General features: G+C 49.0%; 15 protein-coding genes. 6 read left to right on the top strand and 9 right to left on the bottom strand.

What is annotated here, in order from left to right; genetic code table 11:
* The first annotated feature begins 1 nt into the window (after position 1).
* Positions 2-1,717 (top strand): tetratricopeptide repeat protein, encoded by a 1,716-nt coding sequence (locus C8R14_RS04815; RefSeq protein WP_011633798.1) that lies wholly within the window; start codon positions 2-4, stop codon positions 1,715-1,717.
* 90 nt (positions 1,718-1,807) lie between these two features.
* On the opposite strand, the gene C8R14_RS04820 is transcribed toward C8R14_RS04815, so the two are convergent.
* Positions 1,808-3,646, bottom strand: a complete 1,839-nt coding sequence (locus C8R14_RS04820) for an AMP-dependent synthetase/ligase (RefSeq protein WP_011633799.1) — start codon at positions 3,644-3,646, stop codon at positions 1,808-1,810.
* Positions 3,643-5,979 carry an acyl-CoA dehydrogenase gene (locus C8R14_RS04825; RefSeq protein ID WP_011633800.1) on the bottom strand — a complete coding sequence of 779 codons (2,337 nt, stop codon included), beginning with the start codon at positions 5,977-5,979 and terminating at the stop codon, positions 3,643-3,645. Before C8R14_RS04825 ends, C8R14_RS04820 begins: the two co-directional genes overlap by 4 nt.
* Positions 5,980-6,108: 129 nt before the next feature.
* Here C8R14_RS04825 and C8R14_RS04830 point away from each other — a divergent pair, with 129 nt between their 5' ends.
* Positions 6,109-6,330, top strand: coding sequence for a hypothetical protein (locus C8R14_RS04830; RefSeq protein ID WP_041353429.1), 222 nt, complete (start codon positions 6,109-6,111; stop codon positions 6,328-6,330).
* 119 nt (positions 6,331-6,449) lie between these two features.
* Here the strand turns inward: C8R14_RS04830 and C8R14_RS04835 are convergent, their stop codons facing one another.
* Positions 6,450-6,830, bottom strand: a complete 381-nt coding sequence (locus C8R14_RS04835; RefSeq protein WP_011633802.1) for a DoxX family protein — start codon at positions 6,828-6,830, stop codon at positions 6,450-6,452.
* A 47-nt stretch (positions 6,831-6,877) separates the two neighbouring features.
* A complete protein-coding gene (locus tag C8R14_RS04840) occupies positions 6,878-7,741 on the bottom strand; it encodes a pirin family protein (RefSeq protein ID WP_011633803.1) in 864 nt (287 codons plus the stop codon).
* Between the two features lie 153 nt (positions 7,742-7,894).
* Here C8R14_RS04840 and C8R14_RS04845 point away from each other — a divergent pair, with 153 nt between their 5' ends.
* The 3 genes from C8R14_RS04845 to C8R14_RS04855 all read left to right on the top strand — a co-directional run bounded on the left by C8R14_RS04845 (position 7,895) and on the right by C8R14_RS04855 (position 10,901).
* Positions 7,895-8,809: a LysR family transcriptional regulator gene (locus C8R14_RS04845; protein WP_242500198.1), complete on the top strand. Its 915-nt coding sequence runs from the start codon at positions 7,895-7,897 to the stop codon at positions 8,807-8,809.
* 170 nt (positions 8,810-8,979) lie between these two features.
* Positions 8,980-10,119, top strand: a complete 1,140-nt coding sequence (locus C8R14_RS04850) for a PEP-CTERM sorting domain-containing protein (protein ID WP_011633805.1) — start codon at positions 8,980-8,982, stop codon at positions 10,117-10,119.
* A gap of 86 nt (positions 10,120-10,205) precedes the next feature.
* The gene (locus tag C8R14_RS04855; protein ID WP_011633806.1) at positions 10,206-10,901 is read left to right on the top strand and encodes an FAD-dependent oxidoreductase; all 696 of its coding nucleotides are present in this window, start codon (positions 10,206-10,208) and stop codon (positions 10,899-10,901) included.
* A 136-nt stretch (positions 10,902-11,037) separates the two neighbouring features.
* Here C8R14_RS04855 and C8R14_RS04860 read toward each other — a convergent pair whose 3' ends face one another.
* The 5 genes from C8R14_RS04860 to C8R14_RS04880 all read right to left on the bottom strand — a co-directional run bounded on the left by C8R14_RS04860 (position 11,038) and on the right by C8R14_RS04880 (position 13,882).
* Complete coding sequence (locus C8R14_RS04860) at positions 11,038-12,030, bottom strand: multicopper oxidase domain-containing protein (RefSeq protein WP_011633807.1); 993 nt, start codon at positions 12,028-12,030, stop codon at positions 11,038-11,040.
* Positions 12,031-12,238: 208 nt separating this feature from the next.
* The gene (locus C8R14_RS04865; protein ID WP_041353431.1) at positions 12,239-12,973 is read right to left on the bottom strand and encodes a DUF2325 domain-containing protein; all 735 of its coding nucleotides are present in this window, start codon (positions 12,971-12,973) and stop codon (positions 12,239-12,241) included.
* Positions 12,974-13,130: 157 nt separating this feature from the next.
* Positions 13,131-13,319: a hemin uptake protein HemP gene (hemP, locus tag C8R14_RS04870; RefSeq protein ID WP_011633809.1), complete on the bottom strand. Its 189-nt coding sequence runs from the start codon at positions 13,317-13,319 to the stop codon at positions 13,131-13,133.
* A gap of 165 nt (positions 13,320-13,484) precedes the next feature.
* Complete coding sequence (locus C8R14_RS04875) at positions 13,485-13,622, bottom strand: hypothetical protein (protein ID WP_176752566.1); 138 nt, start codon at positions 13,620-13,622, stop codon at positions 13,485-13,487.
* Positions 13,623-13,666: 44 nt separating this feature from the next.
* Positions 13,667-13,882: a P-loop NTPase family protein gene (locus tag C8R14_RS04880; protein WP_041353432.1), complete on the bottom strand. Its 216-nt coding sequence runs from the start codon at positions 13,880-13,882 to the stop codon at positions 13,667-13,669.
* Here C8R14_RS04880 and C8R14_RS04885 point away from each other — a divergent pair.
* A complete protein-coding gene (locus tag C8R14_RS04885) occupies positions 13,881-14,063 on the top strand; it encodes a hypothetical protein (protein WP_041353433.1) in 183 nt (60 codons plus the stop codon). The two genes, C8R14_RS04880 and C8R14_RS04885, sit on opposite strands and share 2 nt — an antisense overlap.
* Positions 14,064-14,069: the final 6 nt, after the last annotated feature.

The raw sequence follows: 14,069 nt of genomic DNA on the forward strand, positions 1-14,069 counted from the left end.
CATGCCTATTTCAAAATTCATATTGGTCGGCTGTATGCTGACAGTTGCCGGGATTCCCAGTGCATTTGCGCATACCGGTCATGGCGGCAACGAGATGCCTGCCACATACGGACAGGAATCTGCTGTACCGACGACGGATGAATCGCTGGCGGACGAACGGCAAGCCTCGGCACTCCTGAATCTCGGCACACATACCTTCCCGGTCAGTACACAAAACAAGCTGGCGCAACAATTCATCAATCAGGGAATTAATCTTGCCTACGGCTTCAATCATGCGGAAGCCGGTCGTGCATTCAAGGAGGCAGCCCGCCTGGATCCCGGGCTGGCAATGGCCTATTGGGGACAAGCACTGGTGCTGGGCCCCAATATCAATGCAGCAATGGATGCCGGTGAAGAATCGTTGGCGGTGAAGCTGATCAATCAGGCTAAATCACTCATGACCACAGCGTCGCCGAAAGAGCAGGCACTGATACAAGCACTGGAAAAACGCTATTCAGACATGGCCGAAGCACGTAAAGTCAACGATAAAGCGTATGCGGATGCCATGCGTGAGGTGCATCATCAGTTCCCGGATGATCCGGATATTGCCATGCTGTATGTAGAATCCACCATGGATCTTCGCCCTTGGGGCTACTGGATGCGGGATGGTTACCCGTTTGAAGGGACAAATGAAATTGTCGCATTGACTGAAGATATGTTGCGTCGCTACCCGAACCATCCGGGGGCGCTGCACATGTATATTCATCTGATGGAGCCCACCTCCAATCCAGAACGAGCTGAACAGGCAGCGGATAAATTGCTGACACTGATGCCACAAGCCGGACACATGATTCACATGGCTTCACATATCTATCAACGTGTAGGCCGCTATGCAGATGCTGTAAAAAGTAATCAGATGGCGATCAAGGCGGATGAGGAATATATCGCACAGTTCAAGGCGCAAGGGCTGTACCCGGTGGTGTACTATCCACATAACATTCATTTCCTCTGGTTCGCGGCTTCAGCTAGCGGTCAGTATGCACTGGCACTTAAAAGTGCTCGTGACGCAGCCAGTAAAGTGGATGATAAGTTACTGAGTCAAATGCCTTTTACTGCAATTTTCCGGGTCTTGCCTTACTGGACACTTGCCCGATTTGGCCAATGGCAAAGCGTACTTGCTGAACCGGCTCCGCCTGCGGATAACGCCTTTCTCACAGGAAGCTGGCATTATGTGCGTGGCCTGGCCTATATAGCGATGGGACAATTACAACAGGCCGGGATGGAATTAGCGCAATTGCACAAAATTGTAAAAGATCCTTCACTTAATACCCCGTTGCTTTCTCAAAATACGGCGTACAACGTATTGCGAATCGCCCCTGAAGTACTGGCAGGCGAACTCGCCGCTGCACATGGAAAACTTGATGTCGCCATTGCCCACCTGGAACGGGCAGTCCGACTTGAGGATGGCCTAGTCTATACAGAACCTGCTGAATGGCATTATCCACCACGGTTGGCATTAGGAGCGATTCTACTGGAAGCAGATCGTCCCGATGAAGCGGAGACCGTATACTGGGAAGATCTGCGGCGCAACCGCGATAATGGTTGGGCACTGTTTGGTTTGCAGCAAGCTTTACGTGCTCAAAACAAAACAGTAGAAGCAGATGTGATCAAGGCCCGTTTCCAAAAAGCATGGGAACATGCAGATATCCCACTCTCTGCTTCACGTATGGGATGGTAAAACGGGGTAAAGATTAGCGTGAGTGGCTGTAGCTCACGCTAGGAGTGGTGGGTAAACAGGCTTTATCTATAATCATCCAGGACTGAACACTTAATGGCTGACATAAAGCTTGTCAATTTCGGCCTGGTAGTGTTTATAAATATTTTTTCGTTTTAATTTGAGAGTGGGAGTGAGCATTTCATTCTCTACTGTCCAGGGTTCAGGAATAAGCAGTGCACGGTGAACTTTGGCGTAGCCTGGGAAGCCGCTGATCTGTCGGGCGATTTTTTCCAGAATGATTTCTTCAGCATATTCATCATAAGCCAGTGCATGCGGATCATTTTTTGTATTGCAGTGCGTAGCAACGACTTCCCATCCATGCTTGCTCAGGACAACCAGCGCGCTCAAATAGGAACGTCCTTCTCCAATAATCATGACCTGTTCGAAGATCGGATCATGCAAAATGGCCGCTTCCATGTCAGCTGGCGGTATTTTCTCACCGGTGGACGTGACGATAATATCCTTTAGCCGGCCGGTAATGGTGATTCTTCCCTGTTCGTCGATCTGTGCGGTATCTCCGGAATCAAGCCATCCATCTGCAGATAAGATGGCACTGGTGGCTTCCGGATTGTTCCAGTAACCCAGCATGACGTTGGGACCGCGAATCAGCAAGGCATTCTGCTCGCCCAGCTTGACCTCCACTCCGGGAATAGGTTTACCGACGCTGGCCGGGACATTATCGTTCAACCGGTTGGCGCAGACGACCGGGCTGGTTTCGGTCAGCCCGTAACCTTGCAGGATAGGTAATCCCAGTGCGATAAAAGTATGCGAAACTTCTGGCGATAATGCTGCGCCTCCACTCATTACTTGCCACAGCCGTCCGCCCAGTTTTTCCATCACCTTGCGGGCGATCAATCGATCAAGCAGTGGCCACAGCAGGTGTGAAATTCGCCAGCCAGTACGTCCCTGCTGATATTCAAAACGGCTGTATCCCACATCGACAGCCAGCTTGAATAACAGTCTGGCCACTGCAGAGCCTTCGGCCAGTTTTTCCTGGATTCCCACATAGATTCTCTCGTAAATTCTGGGTACTGAAATCAAAATGGTGGGCCGGATGATCAAGAGATCTTCCGATAACTGGCGAGTGGAACGTGCATAGGCGATTGTTGCGCCACATAGCATGGGAGTGTAGTAGCCGGCTGTGCGCTCAAAAGTGTGGGACAGCGGCAAAAACGACAACAATATATCATCCGGCGTCACCGTAACAATCTGTGCACAAGCATGGGCATTGGACAAAATATTGTGATGGCTCAGCATTACTCCTTTCGGGCGACCAGTTGTACCGGAAGTGTAAATAATGGTGGCCAGGGAATCAGGCTGATTCTCAGCGAGTGGACTATTCTCCGGTTTTTCCGGCAGCCAGTCCCGCAATGCGATGGCGCGTTGATGACCTGTCAGATGCACGTCTTGTGAAGTAGTGCTCATAATGACGATGCGCTTCAGTTGGCCAAGTTGCCCGGCAACTTGGCTAAATGCCTCCCACCGCGCCATGTTCTCCAGTAGCAGCAGACTGGCACCTGCATTATCCAGACACCAGGCGGCATTCTCAGCCCGATCCTCGATATAAAGCGGTACGACCACCAATCCCAACCCAAGTGCTGCCTGTTCAAACATGACCCATTGCGGGCAATTACGCACCATGATGGCCACCCGATCGCCAGGAGAGAGATTTTCCCGGGAAAATGCAGTCCGCCAGAGTTTAACAGCGCTGGCCATATCATCCCATGTGTAATCCAGCCAGGCTTCCTGGCTGACATCGTAGTCACGATAGGCGGTTGTGTGGGGGGTGCGTCTGACCCGTTCTTGGAACAACCCATCAAGCGTCCGGGCCGTTTCAACGGGGATCACGTCTATGTTCCGGGATGGTGTGGCGGCAGTTATATGATTCATGCCGGAATTTCTCCTTGTGGATTACCCACCTGCTGCAAATCAGGTGAGAAATCATCCACCATGATGACGCGGTGGCGCAAGGCTTTCATTTCTGCCAGTAAAGTAGCTTCTCTATCGCTAATAATGCCTTGCGCCAGCGCCTGATTGATTTGTTCATCTTCGTGGGTAGTCAGGGTTTTATCTTTGACTGCTTGCCTCAGTCTGGCTTCAATTGGTTCGCAGGAGATGGCGCTAACCATGGCTTGCCCGAGTAATGCCAGAGGATCATCCTCGTCAGCCGGCAGGTAAATTCCCATTGTCAGGCGATCACGTGCTTCTCCAGGGGTCAGAATGAGCCGGGCGACTTGATGTGAAAGCGTATCAGGAGGCGGCTGGCAGCGCATGCCGCGCGGAAAAACCATGAGTCGCAACAGGCACCGCGTGACTTTTCTGACCGGGAAATTAAGCAGGAATTCATGGAGTGCTTGCTGCATACGGTAGAGTGCATCCTGCATGGACCAGTGTAAAAATGGCAGATCGGCAGCAGGGCGGCCATCATCCTCAAAACGTTTAAGCGTGGCTGAACAAAGATACAACTGGCTGAGCACATCGCCCAGACGTGCGGAAAGACGTTCACGCCGCTTGAGTGTGCCACCCAGCTTCAGCATGGCAACATCCGTTAGCAGCGCAAAGGAAGCAGAGAAACGTGTCAGCTGTCGGTAGTAATTGACAGTTTCACTGGCTGCATTTGCCGGCACTTCTTTGATCAATCGCAGACTGAAACCAAAAATCAGACTGCAGAATGCATTGCGCAAGGTAAAGGCTACGTGTCCGATCAATGCCTTATCAAACGCTTGCAGACTGCGCTTCCTGTCTTGATCCCAAGCTGCGCTGATTTCCTGCAGCGTGAAAGGATGGGCACGGATAGCACCTTGTCCAAAGATGATCATGTTGCGTGTCAGGATATTGGCACCTTCTACGGTGATTCCCACCGGTGTCTGCTGATAGGTGCGTGCCAGATAATTGGAGGGCCCCAGACAAATTCCCTTGCCGCCGTGAATATCCATGGCATCGTTAATCGCCTGGCGGCTGCGTTCGGTCAGATGATATTTGACGATTGCTGAAATGACCGAGGGCTCCTCGCCTAGATCAACTGCACCGGCAGTCATGACGCGTGCGGCATCCATCATATAGGTGTTGCCGGCGATGCGGGCAAGTGCTTCCTCCACCCCCTCGAAATAACCAATTGGCAATCTGAATTGTACGCGTACCCGACCATAGGCACCGCTGCTCCAGGCAGATAACTTGGCTGCACCGACACTGGTGGCCGGCAGCGAAATCGATCGGCCGACGGAAAGACTGTTCATCAGCATGCGCCAGCCTTGTCCTGCTTTTTCCTGTCCACCAATGATCCAGTCCATGGGAATGAAAACATCCTTGCCGGAATTGGGCCCATTCTGGAAAACACCATTCAGGGGAAAATGTCTGCGACCAATATCAATCCCCGGTGTATTGGTCGGAATCAGTGCCAGCGTAATGCCGATATCTTTTTCACCGCCAAGCAATCCATCCGGATCATATAGTCTGAATGCAAGCCCCAGCAAGGTGGCAACCGGCCCCAGCGTGATATAGCGTTTTTCCCAGTTGATGCGTATTCCCAGTACATCCGGCTGACCATTAAATTCAGCGCGGCAGACGATGCCTGCATCTGGAATGGATCCGGCATCCGAACCGGCTTCCGGCCCGGTCAATGCAAAACAGGGGATTTCAGTGCCATTGGCCAAGCGCGGCAAATAATGATTTTTCTGCTCTTCCGTTCCATAATGCAGCAATAACTCGGCCGGACCGAGTGAGTTGGGCACCATCACCGTAACCGCTGCGGTGTTGCTGCGCGAACTAATTTTCATCACCACTGCTGAATGTGCCAGTGCAGAAAAGCCGAGCCCACCGTATTCCTTGGGAATAATCAGCGCAAAAAAGCGGTTTCCCCGGATAAATTGCCAGACATCAGGTGGAAGATCATGCCGTTCATGCGTGATATGCCATTCATCCAGCATGGCACATAACTGCTCAACGGGGCCATCGAGAAAAGCCTGTTCCTCCGTACTCAAAGTTGGTTTGGGATAGGCCAGCAGCTTGTCCCAATTTGGTTTGCCGCTGAAGAGTTCACCTTCCCACCAAACTGTACCGGCGTCGAGCGCCTCCTGCTCGGTTTGGGAAATTTGTGGCAACAGCTTGCAAAAAACTCTCAAGGCAAGGTTGGAGACAATGTTGCGGCGTAGAAACGGCACCGTGAATAATGCCACGATGAGGACAAGCAACGCGACAAACAGGAGCAAAACAAACTCTGACATGGCTTTCTCCATGAATTTTTAGTGATTATTGATCGTTACACTACCCGAGAATAGGATGCTGTCAAGATTTTGTTTGTATCCGTACTTATGCTCAACAAACTTGGAGAAGCTTGATTTTTCCGGTAACAAATGTACCTCGAAGCATTGGGCAGTATTCTGATTGATGAAATTGGCCTGCATGCTGCCTTGACAATGCGCCATGATATGCCGAATGACTGGCATATGCTGAAGAAGAATGGCTTTGTTGATCTGACTATTGCCAAATTCAGAATCCCGAAAAACCAGATTCCCATGCGGGTTGCAGCAAAATCGCGCACTCGCCATGTTGTGCCCCTGGGCTGGGCTTCGTAGGATGACTATGACCTGCGGCAGCATGCCCTGCGATCATTGCGATTTTGCCAGCAACGCGGCTCATGGAGGATCCGTGCAGAGGTTCCCTAACGATCAGTTTCGGATAATCTGTGATTTCGTCAAGCTCTGCTGCTGCGGTTGTCCAGGCTGTAGCCACCGGCACCATGCACTGCCAGCAGAGTGAAGCCACCTGCGATGGCAATATTTTTCATGAACATGATCATTTGTGTCTGATCGGCAAGATTGCTGTGAAAAATTACTGCTGCTGCCAGTGTAAACAGTGCCAGAGCGACAGATACCAGGCGGGTTTTCCAGCCAATGATAATTGCCAGAGCCCCACCCACTTCAAGCAGAATGACCAGCGGCAATAGTGTTCCTGGAACGCCCATTGCATCCATATAGCCTTGTGTATCTGAATAGCCACTAATTTTTGAAATACCTGCGAGTAAAAATATTTGTGCCAGAAGCAAACGTGCAACGAATTGACTGATTTTTTCCATTTGAATCTCCTTGCCAGTAAGCTGGTGTTTCTTAAAAATACTTTTTATTACTTGCGTTTAATCCATGCTTTATCACGCACAAATTGATTGGATTGATAATCCTGTAGCGCCTCATCAATTTGTTCGCGGGTATTCATAACGAACGGGCCATACTGCACGATTGGCTCGTGCAATGGTTTTCCGCTGACTGCAATGAAACGTACTCCTTGTTCTCCTGCCACGAAGTCGAAAATGCTGTCGTCAACACCTATCACAACCAAAGAATGAAGTGCGACAGCCTGTCCGTTAAATTGTCCATTGCCTTCAAATACATAAATGAAGCTTGTATTCTGCGCCGGTAACTGGTGCTGAAAATGCCGTCCGGGCTGTAGCTGTACATCAAAATAAGTTACTTGCGTCAAATCATCCTGGATCGGTGCAACGGCATTACCCAATCGGCCGATCAACACTTTCAGTCGGTAGTCTGCTGTTTCTATCACTGGGAATGCCGCTGCAGGAAATTCCTGATATTCCGGATGATCCATCTTGTTGACCGCAGGCAGATTAATCCACAGTTGGAATCCACGCAGCAAGCCATTTTCCTGTTTCGGCATTTCGGAATGAATCACCCCGCTGGCCGCTTTCATCCACTGTGCTGAGCCCGGTTCGAGGTTGCCGGTATTGCCCATGCTGTCCTGATGCTGCATATAGCCATCCAGCATATAGGTGAAAGTGATAAACCCCCGGTGCGGATGTGACGGAAAGCCGGCAATGTAATCATTCGGATTGTCACTGCTGATGTGATCTAGTAACAGGAAAGGATCATAATTGCGCAATGTTGCTGTGCCGATGGTGCGGTGCACGATTACGCCGGCCCCTTCAGGTACTGCTGTCGCGGGAATGATTCGTACAGAATTTACTAAGGTATTCATTGTTTTCTCCTTTTTCGTCCTGTCATGCATTGACAGGTTCTGCTTACCAGAAGCATTATCTACGTTGTTGTAATAAGAATAAATAGTGTTTTATGTAAATAATTGTTCTTGTATCTGGAACAATAAAAGGACTCTATGGATCGATTTGAGAACATGAATACGTTTGCGTACATCGTGGAAGCGGGCAGTATCAGCGCTGCTGCGGATCGTATGGATGTGGCCAAGTCTGTCATCAGCCGACGGTTAAAGGAACTGGAAGCGCACTTGGGCGTTCAGCTATTTCATCGCACTACGCGGCAAATGAAGCTTACCGACAGCGGGCGTGCTTTTTACGAACAATCTGTTCGTATCCTCGCGGATATTCTCGAAGCCGAGCACGCCGTATCGCAATTTCATGGTGCTTTAAAAGGTAATTTGAAAGTGGCAGTTCCACTTAGCTTTGGTTTGATGCATCTGGGCCCGGCTATCACCGCATTCCTGCATACTCATCCGGGTATCAAATTTGATCTGGATTTCAATGATCGTCAGGTTGATTTGCTGGCGGAAGGTTTTGATCTTGCCATCCGCATTGCCAGCTTACCTGATTCCAGCCTGATCGCGCGTCACCTGGCACCAATTCAAGCCGTTATGTGCGCCAGCCCGGCGTATCTGGAGCACATGGGTATGCCGCAGACACCTGAAGAGCTCATCAGGCATCGCTGTCTGGCCTACAATCTGATCAGTAATAGTGATAACTGGCATGTGTATGACCCTGCGGGACAATTGATCAAAACCAGAATTACTCCCTACCTGAAAGCCAGTAATGGCGAGTTTCTGCGTGATGCCGCCGTCGATGGGCTGGGTATCGTATTGCTGCCGGCTTTCATTGTTTATCGGGAAATCGAACACGGTGCGTTACTGCCGATATTAACGGAATACCACTATTCGCAACTGGCAGCCTATGCCATCTACCCGCAAACTCGTCACCTCTCGCAGCGTGTCAGAGCATTTGTCGATTTCCTGAGCAAGCGATTTGAAGTAATGCCTTATTGGGATTCTTGCTTGCGCCATACAAAAAATATTTCATGAGGTTTCCTCCAAGTTATCAGCTTTACGGGATAAAACACAAGGTACGGTTAGCGGGTGTAAATTTTTGTGATAACAGCTTGATTCAGGGCAGGGAGGAAATGCAGGAGCTTGACAAGCAATTTGAGGTTGTTTTAATGCTCTTCAGGTAAGTTTATGACGAGAGGTAGAGTGTGAAGAAAAATAATTTACAGATTTGTATGGGCACCTTCTTGGCTGCCGCGCTGGTTTTTGGGCAGACAGTACAGGCAGATGAGCTGATTTTGCGTGGCAACCAAACTATCAGTGATGATGCGGATGTCAGTGTCATTATTGTCGGTAATTCTGGTGCCAATTCTACGAGTGGTGATGGTCATCTTATTGTTAATAGTGGCGCAACACTCGCGAATTTTGATGGGAATTCTCCAACGCTCTCTGGCCGGATTGATGGTGTGGAATATCACCATGAGGATGGCTATCTTGGCTTTAATGCCGGTTCAACTGGCACCGCCACTGTTACGGGTGAGGATACACTCTGGGATAACTCAAGTGGCGGTTTGTATACCGGCTACCTTGGACAGGCTTTGCTTGTCGTGGAAGAGGGTGGAAGAGTTGTCAGCGAGCAGGGCTATCTTGGGTACCAGGCCGGTTCTACGGGTGCTGCTGTTGTTACCGGTGTAGATTCTCGTTGGGACAACTTGGGAAATCTTTACATTGGCGGGAATGCTTCCAGTACGGGTGGCCAGGGGAATCTTGTTGTCAATGATGGCGGCGTTGTGTCGGCCGATGAGGGTGCCACTATCTGGTCTGTCGGCAGTCTTGCGGGCAAAGGTGGCATGCTGGAGGGGGATGTTATCAACCATGGCCTGATCAGTCCGGGCAATTCTGCCAATCCGTTTGGCGTGCTGACGATTACCGGTGATCTTGTATTGGAAGAGAGCAGTACACTGGTCTTTGAAATTTTTGATCCAACGCTGTATGACCAGCTTTTTGTTAATGGTGATTTTACAATGGGTGGCTCGTTGGCGCTGGATTTTGACAATTTTATCCAGTCAGCTTTTGATACTACTTATGACCTGATCCAGGTTGGTGGTAACCTCACTGGCACATGGGACAATTTCGATATTAATACTTCCACCGGGTTTGATTCCAGTCTGCTGACTTACAGCGTCGCGGGTAGTGATAGTCTCGGTTACAGTCAGGTGCTTCGTCTAACTGTTGCAGGTGTGGGGAATCCGAAAAATCCTATTCCTGAACCAGCCACTGTCTTGTTGATCGGACTGGGTGGCATGATGATGCTGTGGCAGTGGCGTCGGAGTGCCCTGGCCAGCTAATAGCAGCAATCAACACATTTTCCCGCCACACATGCGTGTAAATAGTCAAGCTAGTCTTTAAATTTTAGAAGAGGTCCAATTCAATTATGCCAACCAGTTATGATGTCAGGTTATTGCAGAAAAAGGAAATAGCTGAAGGAACCATGGAATTCACGCTGGAAAAGCCCAAGGGCTTTGAGTATCGTGCGGGTCAATATGGTGATCTGGTGCTGCCGCCTTCTACCGGGCTGAACGACAGCAATAACAAACATGGTTTTTCATTCGTTAGTGCACCATTTGAGGACACGTTGCGCATGGCTACCCGCATGCGTGATTCGCTCTATAAAAGAGCAGCAGCCAAAGTTCCGGAAGGGACCATGGTGCAACTGCTTGCGCTGTGGGGAGATTTCACACTGCAAAAAAACGAGGCTGTCCCGGTAGTGTTTATCACAGGTGGCATTGGTATTACACCAGTGCGCAGCATTATTGCGCAGGCTACGCATGACAAGACAAATCACAAAATTACACTGATTTACGCCAACCGCACACCTGTACAGGCTGCTTACACTGATGATCTGAAATGGCTTGCAGGAGAAAATAAAAATTTTACTTTTGTACCGGTGTATACATCAACCCAAGGTCACGTTAATGCAGAACTCATCAAACAACATGTGCCTGATATTATTGCATCGCGCTATTATTTGTCTGGCCCGGAAGGCATGGTTAAGGCCATGCGCGCACTGCTGATTGAGATTGGCGCTGATGAAGATAACATCAGAACAGAAGAGTTTGAAGGGTACTAGCCCAAGCATATGACGACAAAAAATTCTACTGACATTTATTTATATCTGATCTGGTACTTTGCATCGAAAAAGCTCAATTGATCTACCCGCAGGATCATTCTGATTCAAGGCCCCCTGTAAAAACGGGAGCCTTCTACTATTTCACCAGCCAGCGGGTGGACATTCCAGCCATCATATGATCGTTGACGTGGCAGTGGAATAACCAGTTGCCTGGTGAACGGGGAACCATGTCAACAGATCGCATGCTGGCAGGCATGATCTCGATTACGTCAGTTCGGCGACCATTATCCAGCACGGTCTGCCCATGCCAATGTACTGTGTGGTTATCCACTTCATTGCCCAGTGCGATCAGATGCCAGCGAACACGCTGGCCACGTGTAGTTTCAAAGCCAGACAGATTGCCGAAAATCCGGCCATTGATCGTATGTTTCAGGCCACTTTCCTCATCATTTTCTTCGTTGAATATCATGTATAGCGCGATAAACTCCTGATCCACATCGCGTGGAATAGGGCCTCTATTCGAACGCGCTTTATTAGCAGCGGTGACAATGATGGTTCCGATTAACCCCAGGTTGATTTCGTGTTCTGCCATGACATGCGAGTGATAGAGCCAGACAATGGATGAGGGGTCATCCGGACCGGGGCCGGCATCCCGATCAACGACCCAGGTATAAGTGTAGCGTCCACCCGGAGGAATACTGCCGCCCGCACCACCATCAGCACCTTCATTATCCTTGTTATACATCACGCCATGAGGGTGTATTGAAAGTGGCAGATCAGTGTTGTTCAGAAAATGGACCTTGATGATATCGCCCACTACTGCGCGGATGGTGGGACCTAGAATTCCCATCCATTCAGGCTGAGATATAGGTTGAGAGTAACTGTTGTCGGTATAACCGATATAGCGATATTTGGTGTAAACCAATGTGTTTCCGTAGACACCCAGACCATTTTCGGGGTTGATCAGATTTCCGCCAGATGGCGCATAATTCCAATCTGTCTTTTCTGCGGCGATCCAGTACTCTTGTGTGTCCCTGGCTTGTACTGAAAAAGATGCCACCAGCAGAAGCAGAAAAACAAACAAAATCGGATATGACCATAAGAATGGATAGCTGTTTTTTGTATACATGGATGGACTCTCTTTTAGTTTGCTCTCAATGCATGACGCTGTTAGGGATCCTCTGAAAAATGATCTGTGTTGCCTCACTACGTTAAACACAATCTCAAAATATGCATTTACTAGCTGTAAACTGTATTTTTCGCCTGTATTTACCTTGTGCTGGCTTCTTCATTAACATTCTCAGAGGATCCTGAGTAACAGATGCTGTGTGTAATGATCAAGTTGCTGGCAAATGTGATGAACCTGGTTTGTTCAGATAACGGCTACCTCGGGAGAGAATTTCAACCGCCTTGCCAAAAGTAACCAGATCCGATCGTTGCAGCATGACGCAATATTTGCGAGTACGCTGGCAATATCGCCTGACGGTAAAAAAATCTTCATGGTTGATGCAGTCCGCCGGACAAATCACGATATTTACGCAATCAAGCAGAGCGAGTAGACAATTTGCATTGCCTTGCACGCTACTGCGAAATGCCATAAAGTGGCCACCAGCAGCCTCAATCAGACGATGATAATCCGGATAGAGTGCTGCACGTCCGCCTATACATAAAACAGACTGATCAATGAGATGACAGCAACCATCTTTCGGACAGCTGATAGCGGGTGTGACGAGATATGGATGTGGCTGGCCTGATCTGATCCAGTGCAAACTGGCATCAACTGGCGTTTTCAGTGTGTTGGTATTGACGTGGCAATCAATCGGAGTTTTGGTGTATGCGGGATTTTCAGGCTGAAGTCGGACTGTGTTCCCATGCGCGGTGCGTGACAAAGCTGAACAGATCAAGTGATACAAATGCTTTAATCTCCATCCCAGCCTGGGAGCTTGTTGCTTGTCTTGATAGGAAAATGTGGTGAACACTGCTTTGCTTCGATGAATTTCGGGTAATTTGCTGAAATTTGGCTGTGCATCCTGACCGACTGACGCCAATGCTGGTTTTTTCAGAAATTTCATAATCAATTCCATCTCAGAAAAAAGGCTGGCTTGCCCCGGGAGGAGGGGCTGGCTTGCCGTCATAAATCACTGGAAGAGGAGAGAGAGAACTGCCAGTGATTGCTATGAAAGTTAATATCCGTCAGCTTTGAATGTAGATCAAAAATACGCTTGTAAATTATTTTGTCAGTATCAGTTTATCGTTGCGTGTCAGGCGTAAGTGATATTGCTCGCCCCGATGCTGAATAAGTATTTCATTGCCTATCCCGAACAAAGTTTTGCTGCTGATCAACTTGATGGGAAACTGTGAAATCAGTCCATCATTCAATTTAGGGTCCGTATGATATTCGGTATTGATGGTATTCATATCTCGTTCCAGTCAAATTAGTTAATGAGAATGATTATCATTGTACTGGTAAAAATAATTTGTGCAAGCGTTTTTTGGAAGCAAATTGAATTTTGGAAGGGGTGCAGAGATTAATTTCCCCGGTTATTTCTCTTTTGGCGACTTTGACTGGAAACTTTTCAATCCTTATGCCCGGTAACGCATATCTACATTTGCCCGTCGACGGGCAGTAGCAAAGACATGATAGCCGCGCTTTTGCAGGCCATGAGCAGTGCAATGGCTGATACCACTGGAGCGTCCAGTGATCAATGTCTTTTTCTTCATTTTTCGTTTTACGTGGTTTAGGTTGAGAATCCAGATTCCCGTTTTTATTGCAACCGGTTACGGGTAAAGATGATTACCATGGGCAGTGTAGTGAGGGAAATCGCTGCCAGTGGCCAGAGGTTTGCAAGGATGTCCCAGGGTGGAAGCGCCTTGAGAAAACAGCCTTCGATAATGATCAAAAAATGAGTGAGCGGGATGGTTTGAGATAACCATTGCAACAATACTGGCATATTTTCGACTGGCGTAGATAGTGTAGTCATGAAAGCTGCACGCACTGCCTCTCTCGAAGCCAATGGCAATGATGCGAACAAGGAGTTTATGGTTCTTCCGGACACACGCGTGCTATCGTTGCGCATGACGCCGATGGCAACGGGTACATGGCGTGTCACAGACACATACTGGGCGTGTGCTGTCCGGCACATTCAATGGAAGGCGTTGTGAGCAGCT

This window comes from Nitrosomonas eutropha, assembly GCF_003201195.1.
Lineage (GTDB): Bacteria > Pseudomonadota > Gammaproteobacteria > Burkholderiales > Nitrosomonadaceae > Nitrosomonas > Nitrosomonas eutropha.